The sequence below is a fragment of the Aerococcus viridans genome, assembly GCF_002083135.2.
In the GTDB taxonomy this organism is placed as follows: domain Bacteria; phylum Bacillota; class Bacilli; order Lactobacillales; family Aerococcaceae; genus Aerococcus; species Aerococcus viridans_C.
In genome coordinates this window covers 1,249,658-1,264,185 of record NZ_NBTM02000001.1, presented here as the reverse complement: position 1 = coordinate 1,264,185, position 14,528 = coordinate 1,249,658, and the positions used below count along the sequence as shown (strand labels likewise).

At 37.6% G+C, this 14,528-nt stretch carries 13 protein-coding genes; 1 reads left to right on the top strand and 12 read right to left on the bottom strand.

Translation table 11 applies throughout. The annotated features are described in order from the left end of the window. Positions 1-21: 21 nt before the first annotated feature. Positions 22-1,137, top strand: coding sequence for a glycosyltransferase family 4 protein (locus A6J77_RS06020; protein ID WP_083069055.1), 1,116 nt, complete (start codon positions 22-24; stop codon positions 1,135-1,137). 51 nt (positions 1,138-1,188) lie between these two features. On the opposite strand, the gene A6J77_RS06015 is transcribed toward A6J77_RS06020, so the two are convergent. The 12 genes from A6J77_RS06015 to metG form a co-directional block, all read right to left on the bottom strand. Continuing rightward, a complete protein-coding gene (locus A6J77_RS06015; RefSeq protein ID WP_083069053.1) occupies positions 1,189-2,232 on the bottom strand; it encodes an acyltransferase in 1,044 nt (347 codons plus the stop codon). Between the two features lie 73 nt (positions 2,233-2,305). Continuing rightward, on the bottom strand, positions 2,306-4,876 hold the full coding sequence (locus tag A6J77_RS06010) for a YfhO family protein (RefSeq protein ID WP_227645191.1): 2,571 nt from the start codon (positions 4,874-4,876) through the stop codon (positions 2,306-2,308). A 125-nt stretch (positions 4,877-5,001) separates the two neighbouring features. After that, the gene (gene purR / locus A6J77_RS06005) at positions 5,002-5,820 is read right to left on the bottom strand and encodes a pur operon repressor (protein WP_083069050.1); all 819 of its coding nucleotides are present in this window, start codon (positions 5,818-5,820) and stop codon (positions 5,002-5,004) included. Between the two features lie 160 nt (positions 5,821-5,980). Further along, entirely contained in the window at positions 5,981-6,781 is an 801-nt protein-coding gene (locus A6J77_RS06000) for a metal ABC transporter permease (protein WP_083069048.1), read from the bottom strand. Then, on the bottom strand, positions 6,739-7,434 hold the full coding sequence (locus A6J77_RS05995) for a metal ABC transporter ATP-binding protein (protein ID WP_083069046.1): 696 nt from the start codon (positions 7,432-7,434) through the stop codon (positions 6,739-6,741). The genes A6J77_RS06000 and A6J77_RS05995 overlap by 43 nt, the downstream gene beginning before the upstream one ends. A gap of 31 nt (positions 7,435-7,465) precedes the next feature. Continuing rightward, positions 7,466-8,461 (bottom strand): metal ABC transporter solute-binding protein, Zn/Mn family, encoded by a 996-nt coding sequence (locus A6J77_RS05990; RefSeq protein ID WP_227645132.1) that lies wholly within the window; start codon positions 8,459-8,461, stop codon positions 7,466-7,468. A gap of 153 nt (positions 8,462-8,614) precedes the next feature. Next, on the bottom strand, positions 8,615-9,520 hold the full coding sequence (gene ispE / locus A6J77_RS05985) for a 4-(cytidine 5'-diphospho)-2-C-methyl-D-erythritol kinase (RefSeq protein ID WP_083069042.1): 906 nt from the start codon (positions 9,518-9,520) through the stop codon (positions 8,615-8,617). Positions 9,521-9,683: 163 nt separating this feature from the next. Then, positions 9,684-9,917, bottom strand: coding sequence for a Veg family protein (locus A6J77_RS05980; protein WP_003143068.1), 234 nt, complete (start codon positions 9,915-9,917; stop codon positions 9,684-9,686). Positions 9,918-10,036: 119 nt separating this feature from the next. Continuing rightward, positions 10,037-10,933: a 16S rRNA (adenine(1518)-N(6)/adenine(1519)-N(6))-dimethyltransferase RsmA gene (gene rsmA, locus A6J77_RS05975; RefSeq protein WP_083069040.1), complete on the bottom strand. Its 897-nt coding sequence runs from the start codon at positions 10,931-10,933 to the stop codon at positions 10,037-10,039. 9 nt (positions 10,934-10,942) lie between these two features. Next, positions 10,943-11,572, bottom strand: coding sequence for a ribonuclease M5 (rnmV, locus tag A6J77_RS05970; RefSeq protein ID WP_083069038.1), 630 nt, complete (start codon positions 11,570-11,572; stop codon positions 10,943-10,945). Beyond that, entirely contained in the window at positions 11,573-12,370 is a 798-nt protein-coding gene (locus tag A6J77_RS05965; protein WP_083069037.1) for a TatD family hydrolase, read from the bottom strand. It lies immediately after the preceding gene. 62 nt (positions 12,371-12,432) lie between these two features. Continuing rightward, the gene (gene metG, locus A6J77_RS05960; RefSeq protein ID WP_083069035.1) at positions 12,433-14,451 is read right to left on the bottom strand and encodes a methionine--tRNA ligase; all 2,019 of its coding nucleotides are present in this window, start codon (positions 14,449-14,451) and stop codon (positions 12,433-12,435) included. Between the last annotated feature and the right edge of the window lie 77 nt (positions 14,452-14,528).

The window sequence follows — 14,528 nt, the reverse complement described above, 5'->3', positions numbered from 1 at the left end:
ATAAATTGAGGAGTTTTACCCATGAAAATCTTACATACTTGTTCTTACTATTCAACATCACCCTTGTTTCAGCAATTATTTGATCGTCAAGTAGCTGACGGACATGATATTAATGTATACGTCCCTATTTCAAACCAGTATCCTGAAGAACGGATTGCTTCTAAAGCACCCTATGCAGAGACTGTTCGTGTCTTTAACCAAATCGAGCGATTTTTTTACTTCTATAAGCAAAACAAAATCTATCAAGATTTAAAAAGCCGCTATAAAACGGGCGAATACGACTTAATTCACGCCCATTCATTATTTACTAACGGATATATGGCCTACCAAATTCACAAAGAATATGGTACACCCTATGTCGTAGCCGTTAGAAGCAATGAAGTTGCTGACTTCTTCAAAAAAGCTTTTTGGTTAAGACCCATTGGTTTGAATATTTTGAAAAATGCTAGTCAAATTATTTTTATCTCACAAAATAATTTTGAGAATACCTTTGAAAAATATATTCCCAAAAAGCTAAAAAAAGAATTACTAGCAAAAACTCTGGTCATGCCAAACGGTATCGATCAATTCTGGCATGAACATGCCTTTGAAAATCGCCAAGGGACTTTAAATGAGCCTTTAAAAATTGTTGCGACCGCAAAAGTTCAAAAGGCTAAAAACTTACTTACTTTAGCAGATTATGTTGCTACCTATAACCAGGATGTAGCGCCAGCTGAATTACATATTATCGGTCCTAATTGGGACCAGGGTATTTTTGATGAATTAATTAAAAAACCATACGTGAATTACCACGAGCCAATGGATAAAAATCAATTAATTGCTTTTTACCGAACGGCAGATATCTTTGCCCTGCTGTCTTCTCCAGAAACCTTTGGATTGGTGTATGTTGAAGCGATGAGCCAAGCTTTACCAGTAATTTACACAAAAGGCGAAGGGTTTGATGGTTTCTTCCCCAATAAAAGAGTTGGTGTTTCGGTAGATCGATTTGATGTTGCTGCCTTTAAAGACGCTGTCGACTACATCAAAAAGTACTATCCAGAAATTTCTAAAAATGCATTAAAAGAATCCAAAAAATTCCAATGGGATGATATTCATCAAGACTATATCGATATCTATAATAGAATATTACAAAACTAAAAAAATGTGCATTGGTTGATAGCCAGCGCACATTTTTCTTTATTTATTCATCTATTCAATTGTCGGATTGCCCGCTCTAGTCTCTAATACATAAAACACAAACTGTTCAACCTTGTTATATAAGTTGGTTAGCGTATAGCCGATAATCCATGATACTGTGAATACAATTACTGCCACAAAGATGATAGCTGGTATAAATGTAAATGGCGACCACTGTATAATTTGGTGAATAAATGGCAAATTCCAAATAAATTCACGTATTTCTGCTTGCTCATGCACCAAATATACACTTAAAGTATAGGTAGCAATTGTGTTTATTTTAACAGAGTTAACTTTTACATTTTTGATATACATAAAGATAAAATAAGACATTGTGAACTCAAATGGACCATTATAATTTAAAAAATCTATCTCTGGTAAAGCAAATTGTAATATACCTGTCACTAAAGCAAGCATCAAATAACCTATTAAATATTGATTGCGTGTAAAGTCTTTGAAGAAAGCGCCATATAAACGAATGTAAGCACCGACAAAGTATAAAAAGAAAAAGAATATTAAGGAAAAACCTGAATTAAAGGCTACAAACTCCTTACTATCTACAAAGAATGGCCATATAATACCAACTGACGTAAGTAAAAAGAGAAATTGTTGAAACTCTTTTTGACTTAACGTGTGAATTATTTTATTTAAAAAAGGAATAAATAAGCATAGGGCAAAATAAGTTGAAATAAACCAGTATTCACCTCTAAAAGTAGCAAATAATTTGCCTACTATCCGCCAGATATCAAAATCAATAACCCCAAATACCATTAATACCATAAGCAAAATCGCCGAAATAAATCCTGGTAACAAAGCTGCATTCATTATTTTCTTTATTTTTAACTGTTTAGAATTAACTGAAAAATATCCTGTAATAATAATATAAACATTTACACAAACATATATGACGGCTCGCAGTAGGCTTAGTAAGAAATTATTCACGCTACTTATTTCAATATCTGCTTTCATGATATAGTGGGTAATTACATGTGATACTACAATCATGAACATCGCAATAATTCTAAGCAATTCAAAGTTCTGTTGTCTCTTTTCCATAATAGTTGCCTTTCTAAAGGAATAAGTGTTAAAAATTGAGTTAAACTACAATAGATATAAAGCTTATTCTTTCTTATGTAGACTTTCTTTTGTATAAAATCAAAATTATTATACTAATTAAAGCACACGAAGATATTAGTATGCCAATAATTAAACCTTTCGGCATAAAAGTTAATGAAACTCGTTTACTGTTACTTGGTAACTCAATCCCTAAAAGAGCATCTGCGTACTCATAGGTGCTTACTTCTTTACCATCTACCTTAACTTTCCATCCAGGATCGTATGGTATGGTCAATAATAAACTGTTACCTTCGTAAGAACTAGGAAGATTTCCTTCAATTTTTGTAGGAGAAACCTTAGTCAATTCTAACTTATTATTTTCCGCATAAGAATTCATTTTTACCAAACTATTATATGAACTGTAATAAAAATAACTATTATCAAAAGGTATTAAATCCCCTTTAAGTTCTAAAGTTAACTTAGCAACATCTTTATTAGAATCGAATGAATGCGCAGTATGATTTTTTATTTGTAAATTTGTGTTATTAAACTCATTATCATGATATATATCAACACCATACTTATTTTCTCCATCAAAATAGTAATTTATCGTTTGACCATCCGGATTTTCAATATATATATGGATTTTACCAGATTTTTTGCTATCTATTTTCTGTAAAATCACTTCAGATCCTGTGTTTAAACGCTCTACGTTCTCAAACTCCATTCGAATTTTATCACTCGAAATAGGTGTATAATAATGATCTATATCAAATATCTCCGAAATAAGTCTATTTTGAGACGCCATTGTGTTATTTTCCGAAATATTTAAGTTTTTATTTTGTTGGATCGTAAAACCTAAAGGAAAAGCTGAGGTATTCATATAGATGTATTTTTTATTTTCTTTTACGGTAACTACATCATTGATCTTTAAATTTTGATTATATAATGGCATATTACTTACAATATATTTAACGCCCATTAGTGAATCAGCAAAAGAAGTAGAACCATAACTATACCTGGACCAGTTTGCAGTACGTGTAAAACCTAAATTTTCCATAAATTTTAAGATATTTGAAGTTTCATTAGATGAATAGTGGGATAAACCTGGATAATTCAATAAGAGTGGATCATTATTATCATAGTGCTGATTTTTCTCTATTCGATATAATGACATTTCATTTGGCTTTAAAGTTTCCATAATTGTAGAATATTGGCTTACAACATTAGAATATGGTTCATAAGGTTGATAAGAAATCTTACTTTGCGTTATATAAGCATTCAGCCCCGTTTCAATCCCTGTTATACACACAATTATCGTTAGAATAACTTTTCTGGAAATACCACCTTTATTTTTGTCTAACATCCAGAATAAGGTAAATAAAATAACTTGCACAATAAGAATAAGCACCAGCTTTTTTATAGTGATGTATTCGAAATTTTGTGCATTAATATAATAAATAGAGATGATTACAATGAACAATGACAATAAACTAGTAATCCTATCAATATTCCAATATTTAATTTGCTGTGCCGCTATTAACAATAAAATTGTCGTAAATAAAAATGAGAAACGATATGGAAACCATGTAGGTTCATTAAATCCATGCCAAATTACATTAAGAAGTGAGTATTTTAATGAAAAGAATATCAGTAATAACATTACAAAATATTGCATTTTATTGCCTAAATTTATATTCCTATTGAAGAAAAATAATAAACATAAAAGTAATATACCTGAAAAAACATAGATATTAGGTAATCCATGTTGAATATCTGAGGTTACATATGCTCCAGGAATAAATTTACTGATAAATTCTCCTAATGTAAATAATTGATTTGTATTAAGAAATTCGCGTAATGCAAATCCTGCCTTACCGCCCTGTAGTGACATGATACTAGGTAACAAACTAACCATAGATAACGCACCACCAACTACCGAACCTATAACAAAATTTCTAAACACTGTTATATTCGATAAATTAGAATCTGGATTAGATTTTTCATATATATTAACCACTAAACTTGATATAAAATATATGCTAGAAAAAATACAAATCATAAAACCCATATAATAATTGAGCAATATAATATAACCTAAAGTTATTGCGTATAATATCCATGAACCACTCTTCACTAGCTTATCAAGCGACCAAATTAGTAGAGGTAAAAGAATCAGAGTATCTAGCCACATTATGTTTTGCTGATAAACAACAGAATATGACATCAGTCCATAAGATATACCTAGAACAATTTGCCCCCAAGCAGGAAGTTTGTTTTTATTCATCAACCAAGTGAAGCTTGAGGACATTAATCCTATTTTTAAGAGTGTAAGTAAGGTAATAGCGATTGGAAAATGTTCCAGTTTGAAAAATAAAAAAATAATATTTAAAGGACTTAACAAATAATAACTCGTTAATCCAACCATGTTCCCACCCATAGTTTTGGACATTGAATATAATAAGTTATCCTCTCCTTGAAGACTATTTTTCAAATAAGAAAAAAAACTAATGTACTGTCCCTTCAAGTCGGTTGTAAGTATTGTATTTTCTCCAAATGGAGCTATTTCTAACTGGTAATACACTACACCCTGTATAACAATTGCAAGTATTCCTGCCAATATAATTGGCCAATACCTTTTCATATTTTTCAAAGATTATTCTCCCCTTCTAAAATATAACCCTTACTTGAGTTATAGCATTATTTTTTAATTATTAAATAAAATCCTAGACTAACTCAGTTAGGCTAGGAAATTTTTTATAATTTATATTAATTAAACATTGTACCTAATGTTAATTCGAATCCTTTGGCAAATGAAGGGTCTTTTTGCACTTTAATCAGTGACTCGTATTCAAAGTCGATTTCACGGTCTGGGGTATCAGATTCACACAATACGGCTATCCCAGCACATGTTGAGTTGAATTCTTTTAACATTGAATTCATCCCTGTAATGGTTCCCCCACCGTTCAAGAAGTCATCGATGACTAATACGTGTGAGCCTTGTGGTAGTGAAGATTTTGTTAGTTCCATTTTTTCTACGCGGGTTGTCCCTTTTGTAGCGTAGTTAATAGAAACCGTTGAGCCTTCAGTTACCTTTGAGTCACGACGCACAATAACGAATGGAATGTTTAGGTATAGTGCAACCATTTGTGCGATTGGCACACCTTTTGTCGCAATCGTCATGATAGCTGTTGCTTTTGATTCTGCATAATAGCTTGCAATGATTTTACCTATTTTGCGTAACTGATCTGGGTCACTTAATAAGTCAGTTAGGTAGAAGTATCCACCTGGTAGAATCCGGTCATCTGAAGCTTCTAATTGGTAAATCAGATTTTCCACTTCAACAATCGCGTCTTCTTTTGACATTGTTGGAATATAGATGACACCACCAGCAGCTCCAGCTACAGTTTCGATTCTCCCAAATCCACTTAATTCAAATTGTTCTTTTAAAATCGTCAAATCTTCAGAAATGGATGATTTCGCTGATTCGTAACGTGACACAAAAAATGTTAAAGACACTAGCTTATGCGGGTGTGATAATAAATATTGTGTCATGTCCACTAGTCGCGGGCTACGTTTGATTTTCATATAGTCCAACCTCTCAAATTCTTTTATATTGATATTTATTATATATTGAAAATAGTCAATTTGAAAGGATTATTTGTGATAATGTTCGTTTATTTTTTGTAAATGACAAAAAAATGAGCTAATTCTCGAAATAACTAGCTCATTTCCTAAACATTCGTAATTAGCCTTTAGTGATTTTAAGAAAACCACTTTCGATAATGAATATTAAAACGAAGATGGCGACAATTGTTGCACCTGGTGGTGTGTCTAAATAATAAGACGTTGTCAGCCCAGCAAACATCCCAAACATGGCAATAATCACACCGACGATGATGACTGAATCAAAGTTTTTCACTAGTCGTAGTGCAATGGCTGCTGGCATAACGATGATTGCTGATACTAGTAGTGATCCTGCAATTGGCATGATTAAGGCAATGGCCATACCCGTGATAATTGAAAAAATGACTGAGATCATTCGAACTGGCAAACCTGCCGTATAGGCGGTGTTTTCGTCAAATGAAACGAGGTATAAAGGCCGTTTAAAAATGAAGTAGCCAGCTACAATAAATACCGCTAATCCAACCAAGATATAGACTTGTAATGACGAAACGGTCACGATAGAACCGAATAGGTAGGCGTTAATAGAGGCTGCTGAATCCACTTGGTTCAATAGGAGTAAGGCTAAAGCCATCCCACCAGACATCATCATGGCAACCGAAATATCTGAATAGTGGGCATAGACGACCCGCAAGTATTCTAAGATTAAGGCAGCTGCCGCTACGAACAAGATGGTCGTAATGGTTGGTTCAACCCCTAGTAAATAACCGAAAGCCACTCCGGCTAATGAGATATGGGCTAAGGTATCCGCCATTAATGATTGCTTGCGCATGATTAATAGGAGGCCTAGGATTGGGGAAATAAATGAAATAGCGGTCGCGGCTATGAATGCCCGTCCCATGAACTCATACTGAAACATCTCCACGGCGAATTCTCCTCTCTTACTAAATGCACACGTTTATCATAGTATTCATCTATAATATTATCGTCATGGGTTACCATCAAAATAGCTTTCCCATGTTTTTCTGTGTTGTGACGTAATAGGTCATAAAAGGCCGCTCGGGAATTCTTATCCATCCCTGTTGTCGGCTCATCTAAAATGAATAAATCTGGATCGGTCGCGAAGACGCGCGCCAAACCTGCTCGTTGTTTCTGTCCACCAGAAAGGTCCCCAATTTTCTTATTGCGTTGTTCTTCCATACCGACTGATTTTAAGGCCCTTTCGACATGTGATTTATCGTTATCATCTAGTTTTTTAAACCACCGATCTTGTTGAAAACGACCAGAAGCCACAAATTCATAGACTGTACTTGGAAAACCAGCATTAAAGCTGTTCAAAGTTTGCGGCACATAGCCGATTTGTAATTTTTGACCAAAAGCATTGGTTTTAGAAATTGTAGCGGACCCTTGATCAGGTGATAAAAGGCCAAGTATATTGCGTAATAAAGTTGATTTTGCTGCGCCGTTTTCCCCAGTGAGGATGACAAATTCACCCTGGTCTACGGTAAAGGAAATGTCGTTTAATACGGGTTCGTTGTCCCAGGAAAAGCCTAATTTTTTCACCTCTATGTAGTGCATTGTATCCCTCCTTCTTCTATATTTAAATACCTCATTGGACACCTTCTGCTAAACTCTCTAAATTATCTTTCATGATTGCAATAAAACCGGTGCCATCACCTGGATATTGACTAGTGTCAACACTCTCCATTGACTGCAATTCACCTACTGTACCGCCCACTTCTGAGGCAATTGTTTTGGAAATTTCAGTAGCACCACCAGCTTGACCGTAAATCACTGAGATATTGTTTTCTTTCATATAAGACACGATTTCTGCAATACGTTTAGGCGATGGCTCAGCTGACTCAGTTACCCCTGTAACTGCTGCTTGGTGTAAGCCGTAGCGATTTGCTAGGTAACCAAAGGATGCGTGTTGGGTTAGGAAAGTTTTTGTTTCAGCTGATTCAAATAGGCTGTCGTATTCATCGTGAACGGTCATCATATCGCTAGCAAATTGTCCGGCATTTTCTTGGTAGGTTTCAGTGTTATCAGGATCTACCTCTGTTAATGCATTGGCAATTGTCTGTGCTTCAGTGACCGCGTTGACTGGGTCTAACCAAGTGTGTGGGTCCGTTTCGTGGCTGTGACCTTCATGGTCGTGGTCTTCCTCTGTTTCAGCATCAGTATCCTCATCTGTATGTTCTTCTTCAGAAGTCGTTTCTCCGACTGTTTCCACGTCACCATCGATTAATTCAACTTCTGAAGCTGCTTCAATAATGACTAAATCTGGGTTATCAATCGATTCTAATAAAGTTGGTACGAAGGTTTCCATGTCTTCACTGTTATAAACAAAGACATCTGCTTCATTTAAAGTCGCAATATCTTGCGCACTCGGCTCATATTCATGGGCATCTGCATTCTCCAACATGACCGTTGCCTCAGCACTATCCCCAACCACTGCATTGGTTAAGGCCTGCATTGGGTAAAAAGTTGTCACAATCTGTAAGCTGTCATCATCACTTGAAGTGGACGCCCCGTTGCCACATGCTGCCAAAAAGGCGATGGCTGATAAAGATAGCAGCCCAACTAAACGTTTAAATTTATTCACAATGTCCTCCTTTTTAAAAATTACTATCTGTATATATGAATACTCCTTCATTAAATCGTAATCGGTACGATTTGATAAAAGCTAATATAGCATACTTACAAAAAGCTAGCAAGTAAAAAAGAGTCGATTAGTAATTCGACCCCTTTCCAATACTTACGATGGTTTACTTTCCTCATTAGATTCGTTTCTAAAGACATCATTAATTTCTGGCATGACACGTACCATATAAACTTCTTGGCAAAATCCTCTTAAGGCGTTATAAATCCGTTGACCACGGCTATAAACCTGGGTAAAGCCAATGATTGTTGGACCTGAACCAGACATAGTGACCCCGTCTGCACCAAAATCGAGCATCTGTTGTTTCAACTTAGCCAATTTCGGGTGTTGGCTAAAAGTCACCGGTTCCAAGGAATTCCCAATTGCTGCCATGAGGTCTTCATAAGACCCTGACTCTAGGGCTGCCAGTACTTTTGGCGCATTGGGTTCATAGTTTAATCGTTCAACATCTAGTTGGTTGAAAATTTTTCGTGTTGAAACCGAGATAGCTGGCTTAGCTAAAATAATCCAACATTTAGGAGCTGGTTGAATTTGGCGGATTTTTTCCCCTCTACCTTCAACTAAAGCCGTGCCGCCCGCAATCGAATAAGCCACATCAGACCCAACCTGATTAGCCAACGCCTGCAATTCTTTCAAGGGCAAGTTGATATCCCATAGGGTGTTGAGTTTACGAAAGACTGCTGCTGCGTCCGTTGACCCACCCCCCAAACCTGCTGCGACAGGAATCCGCTTTTCAATCGAGATATGAACACCCGTCTTGATATTGCCCACTTTTTTCATGAGTTGGGCCGCTTGATAGGCATGGTTGCGGTTATCTTCTGGCAAAAAGGCGCGACTTGTCTCTACGATAATCTTGTCTTCTGGAATCAGCTCAAAAGTTAGGTAATCTGACAAATCGATTGACGCCATTACCATGGCTACTTCATGGTAATTGTCTGAACGACGAAATAATATATCTTGAGCAAGGTTGATCTTTGCCGGTGCTACTTCTCCCACGATCATAAGCAAACCTCCCGTCCAATATTTTTTCCGTATAATTACTAATAAGTTTACCAAAAAAATCTCGGATTAAAAAGAAAAAACCACAATATCAAGCACTTCACAGATGAAGCAAGATACTGACGGTTTTCAATGTCGTATATAATATATATATCATTTCAATCGCTTATTCGAATTCGATTTCGACTGATTCAGTTAACACATCGGAATAGCTATAGCAGATGCGTTCAAATTTGTTTTCTTCTTGGTCTAGTTCAACCACGAAAACAGCAGGGAAAGTGTCACTTAGCACCCCTTGGCGTTTCATCACGCGTTTACGACCAATCTGTTGTGTTAGATGGACGCGTTCACCGATTTTTCCTTCAAGTTCCGCTTTAATAGTTGCAATATTATTTGGCATGCCCTCACCTCTCTGCCACACAGTATACCATAAAATGCAAGATATTTAAATACCATTTTTGTCTTTTATTGTCAACAATTATAATGGTAGAAATAGGTGAGAATTTTAGCCAGATAATCTTAATCTTGGAAGATTAAGTCTTCTTTATACAGGGCGTCTGCCAAGTGTCCAAAATCTGCAATCGTTAACGTTTCTGCCCGTTGTTTTTGGTCAATACCTGCAATCTCAAGGGCTTTTAACATTTTTTCAACAACGGCTTCCTCTTTTCCAAAGGCAGCCCGTAAGTTATTCCAAATGGTCTTACGTCGTTGTTTGAAACTCGACCGTACTAATTGGAAGAAAAATGCTTCATTTTGAACAGTAATTCTTGGTTTCTCCAGCTTGTTTAAAGCTAAGATAGCCGAGTCTACATTAGGCTGCGGGTTAAAAACAGTCCGTGGTACGGTAAAGGCGATTTCAGCGTCACAGTAGTATTGAATAGCCACTGATAATGACCCGTAAGCCTTTGTTCCTGGGGCTGCTGTCAATCGTTCTGCTACCTCTTTTTGCATCATCAAGATGAATTGGTCGAAGTGGAAGCTAGCTTCAAGCAAGTTGAAGATGATTGGCGTTGTAATATAATACGGCAAGTTAGCCACTACAACCGTCCGCTCAGCAGGTGGGAAAGCCGCCATTGTCGCATTCAAGTCCGCTTCCAAGATATCTTGATGCTTGATTGTTACGTTGTCGTAATCACTTAGGGTATCGGCTAAAACTGGCAACAAGCGTTGGTCAATTTCAAAAGCCAATACTTCCTTGGCGTTGATGGCTAAGAACTCCGTTAAAGCACCAATCCCCGGTCCGATTTCAATGGCGTTGGTATCCTTGTCCACCCCTGCTACGTCCACCATATGTTGTAGGATTTGCGGTTCAGTCAGGAAGTTTTGCCCCAAAGACTTTTTCGCATCTAAATTGAATTTCTTTAAGATGGCACCCGTTCTTGAAGGCGTTGCGATATATTTAAATGGTTCATTCATAATTTTCACCTATTTCTTTTGGTAATTTTCAAGCACTGCTGCCACTTGGTCTAACGATATCCGGAAAAGGGCTAACCGTTTCGCAAGCTGTTTGCCGTTGACATAACCCAAGTGTAGCTGGCTAGATAAGTATTCTCTTCTGTCTTTGGCATCCGGCGTCCCAATCAATCTTAAGGCAATCAAGTCTTTTTGTGCGATAGGTTCAACCGCATTTCCTTCTGGATCAGCCAGCTGGTAAACATTGGCCAGCGCCTTTTCAATCGCTGTATCAGAGGCATGCTCAACCCCTAAACTTCCCTTATGACTTGGCTTCGCCTCATCTCGTTCAATAAAGGCATGTTGAACACCAGGTACAGCATCCACAACCGCTTGACGAATCTTAGTACCTGAGATATCTGGATCTGTAAAGACAATCACCCCATGGAGTTCATGAGCTTTCTTGATTTCAAGCAAGGTCCGTTCATTAACCGCTGACCCGTTAGTTTCAATAGTTGTGACTTGGTAGAGCCGGTTTAACCGTTGGGTATCTGACTTGCCCTCAACCACAATCACCTGTTTAATCTGTTTCTTTTGTTTTGCAAATGGTTTTTCAGCTTTCGCCATCTCTCCCTGTTTGTCTTCAGCTGTCATATCACGCATCTACTTTCTCTTAACCAATTGTTGGCCATCAAAATCCAGTGCGAATACATCCAAAGCATTTTGGAAGGTTTGCGCTTCAAAGTCTGCAATTGAACTTTCACGTGTTGCTGCCAAAGTCTCTGCCACATAGGCTACAAAGGCTGACTCATTACGTTTGCCTCGTTTTGGTACCGGCGCTAAATACGGCGAATCCGTCTCAATCAAAATCTTATCATCAGGCACCAATTTAGCAGCTTCCCGCACTTCGACTGTCTTTTTAAAAGTCGATACCCCGGAAAAAGAGACGTGCATGCCTAAATCTAGGAATTTCTCGGCCCATTCAGGTGTTTCACCAAAGGAATGCATAATGCCACCGAAGTCGCCCACTTTTTCTTCTTTTAAAATGCGGTAGCAATCAGCCGTCGCGTCCCGGTTATGGATGACAATAGGCAACTGTAATTCGCGGGCAATCGCTAGTTGACGGCGGAAAGTTTTTTCTTGTACGTCACGGGGACTAGTATCCCAGTAATAATCCAAGCCTGTTTCCCCAAGCGCCACTACCCGTTCATCTTCTAAAGTAGATAATAGGTATTTTTCAGCATCAGCATTGTAATCCACCGCTTCAGTTGGATGCCAGCCGTAAATCCCTACCATGTCCCCATTTTCCTTGACCATTTCTTGGGCTCGGTTAATGGTATTATAGTTAAAACCTACTAGGGCAAATCCCCTTACTCCAGCATGTCTAGCCCGAGTGATGGTTTCATCGCGGTCGTCATCAAAATCATCTACATTTAAATGTGTGTGCGTATCAAATAACATATTTTTCCCTTCTTAACTTAGAAAAAGGGACTGTGACAACCAGCCCCTTCATCGCGTTATCATTAAGCTATTTCACTACCATTTGCAGCATCTTCAGGTGCAAATACAACTTGTAGTTTACCCTCGTGTTCTGCAGAAAGAATCATTCCTTGAGAAACTTCACCCTTCATCTTACGTGGTTTTAAGTTAGCGATGATGCAAACTTTTTTCCCGATTAAAACACTTGGATCTGGATAGAATTCACGAATACCAGATAGGATTTGACGGTGACCCTTGTCTCCTGCATCCAATCTGAATTTCAATAATTTGTCTGCCCCTTCAACGAAGTCAGCATCAATCACTTCAGCAACCTTGATTTCAACTTTATCAAATACATCATATTTGATTTGGCTATCTTTAACGGATACCAATTCAGTTTCTTCAGGGTTGAAGCTTTCATCCTCTTCCTCGTCGCCAGCTGGTTTATTGGCAGCCATTTGCGCTTGGATATAAGCAACTTCTTCATCGTGATCTAGACGTGGGAAGATTGGTTGCCCTTTTTCAACTACGTTCGCAGTTTCTGGGTATAAACCAACTTCGGCATTTTCAAAACCTGCGTCAGCGTCGAAATCCAAACCTAATTGTTCAAAGATCTTAGCTGGTGTTTCAACCATAACTGGTTGGATTAGGATGGCAATCACACGTAATGAGTCCACCAAGTGGTACATCACTGATTGCAATTTGCCTGCTTCTGCTTCATCTTTAGCCAAGATCCAAGGTGCTGTTTCATCAATGTATTTGTTGGTACGAGAGATGATTTCCCAAACATGGTCTAAGGCTACACTGAATTGTAGGTCATCCATTGATTGACGGTATGTAGCTACTTCAGATGTGATTAAATCTTCTAATGATGCATCAAAGTCAGTAATTTGACCTGGGTAAGCACCCACTTGACCACCCAAGTACTTGTTAACCATTGAAACAGTACGATTCAATAAGTTTCCTAAGTCATTGGCTAAGTCATAGTTAATACGGTTGATAAAGTTGTCAGGGGTAAAGATCCCATCATGACCAAATTTCACTTCACGCATTAAGTAGTAACGTAAGGCATCTAGGCCGTAGCGCTCAACTAACATTTCAGGGTAAACAACGTTCCCTTTAGATTTAGACATTTTACCGTCTTGCATCAATAACCAACCGTGACCAAAGATTTGTTTTGGTAGTGGTAAGTCTAATGCCATCAACATAATTGGCCAATAAATCGTATGGAAACGAACGATTTCTTTCCCTACAAAATGGATATTTGCGGGCCAATATTTGTCAAAGTTTTCAGCATCCGCATTGGGATAGCCTAAAGCTGTAATATAGTTGGCTAAGGCGTCAATCCAAACGTAGACAACGTGTTTAGGGTTAGATTTAACCGGCACCCCCCAGCTGAATGATGTACGTGAAACCGCCAAGTCTTCTAAACCTGGTTTAATGAAGTTGTTGATCATTTCATTTTTACGGGTTTCAGGTTGGATGAATGTTGGGTTCTCTTCGTAGTATTGTAGTAAACGATCAGCGTATTTACTCATCTTGAAGAAGTAAGATTCTTCTTTCACTAATTCTACGTCGTGACCGGATGGCGCTTTACCACCGATTACTTTGCCGTTTTCATCTTTGTAAACTTCTTCTAATTGGGTTTCAGTGAAGAACTCCTCATCAGAAACTGAGTACCAACCTTCATATTCACCTAGGTAAATATCGCCTTGTTCTAATAAGCGTTCGAAGATGTATTGAATGGCTTCAATATGTTGTTGGCTCGAAGTACGCATGAAAATATCGTTTGAAATCTTCATTGTCTTCCAAAGTTCTTGCATGCCAGCCGCCATACCATCAACGTATTCTTGCGGTGAAATGCCTTGTTCTTCAGCTTTTTGTTGGATTTTTTGGCCGTGCTCGTCTGCACCAGTTAAAAACATCACATCAAACCCGTTTGCACGTTTGTAACGCGCAAGTGTGTCAGATGCTACTGTTGTATATGTATTTCCGATATGTAATTTACCACTTGGGTAATAGATCGGTGTTGTAATATAAAATGTTTCTTTATTTTCAGCCACGAATGAGTGCCCCCTAATATTTGTCTATTCTCTTTCCGTAATAGTATATCATAATTTACCAGTATTTTAATGGGGTT

Coding starts and splice junctions, on each gene's coding strand:
- A6J77_RS05965 (WP_083069037.1), bottom strand. CDS start 12,370: ATGTTATTTGATACGCACACACATTTAAATGTAGATGATTTTGATGAC.
- A6J77_RS06010 (WP_227645191.1), bottom strand. CDS start 4,876: ATGAAAAGGTATTGGCCAATTATATTGGCAGGAATACTTGCAATTGTT.
- rnmV (WP_083069038.1), bottom strand. CDS start 11,572: ATGCGTGATATGACAGCTGAAGACAAACAGGGAGAGATGGCGAAAGCT.
- A6J77_RS05995 (WP_083069046.1), bottom strand. CDS start 7,434: ATGCACTACATAGAGGTGAAAAAATTAGGCTTTTCCTGGGACAACGAA.
- A6J77_RS05980 (WP_003143068.1), bottom strand. CDS start 9,917: ATGCCAAATAATATTGCAACTATTAAAGCGGAACTTGAAGGAAAAATC.
- purR (WP_083069050.1), bottom strand. CDS start 5,820: ATGAAAATCAAACGTAGCCCGCGACTAGTGGACATGACACAATATTTA.
- A6J77_RS06020 (WP_083069055.1), top strand. CDS start 22: ATGAAAATCTTACATACTTGTTCTTACTATTCAACATCACCCTTGTTT.
- ispE (WP_083069042.1), bottom strand. CDS start 9,520: ATGATCGTGGGAGAAGTAGCACCGGCAAAGATCAACCTTGCTCAAGAT.
- rsmA (WP_083069040.1), bottom strand. CDS start 10,933: ATGAATGAACCATTTAAATATATCGCAACGCCTTCAAGAACGGGTGCC.
- A6J77_RS06015 (WP_083069053.1), bottom strand. CDS start 2,232: ATGGAAAAGAGACAACAGAACTTTGAATTGCTTAGAATTATTGCGATG.